The organism is Vibrio sp. 10N.222.49.C9, assembly GCF_041474985.1.
GTDB classification, from domain to species: Bacteria; Pseudomonadota; Gammaproteobacteria; order Enterobacterales; family Vibrionaceae; genus Vibrio; species Vibrio crassostreae_C.
In genome coordinates this window covers 1-278 of the sequence record NZ_JBFRVD010001347.1, presented here as the reverse complement: position 1 = coordinate 278, position 278 = coordinate 1, and the positions used below count along the sequence as shown (strand labels likewise).

Annotated in this window: 1 pseudogene; it reads right to left on the bottom strand. The window is 43.9% G+C overall.

Annotated features, from left to right (window positions below):
- Positions 1–157: pseudogene (locus AB4585_RS28225) on the bottom strand (low molecular weight phosphotyrosine protein phosphatase); the annotation flags it as partial.
- Positions 158–278 lie beyond the last annotated feature (121 nt).

The following is a 278-nucleotide window of genomic DNA, read 5'->3' as shown; positions in this document are numbered from 1 at the left end:
CTGCACGACTGTCCGGCTTTTCTCCATGGTGATAATCAATGGTGCCTGCCGATTCTACCTCAATCAATAAGCCGTTATTTTCGGCTCTCGTTCGCAGCACGGCCTCTGCAGTTGGACTGCGGCAAATGTTTCCCATACACACAACCAAAATCTTCATTGCGATCAATCCTTCTTTTATCAGTAGAACTATGTTTATCATAGCCTTAACTCGGGATCAGCAAGTCTCAATACCGAGTATTTTTAACCATTGGCAGAATGCTCTATTAACACCATCATTC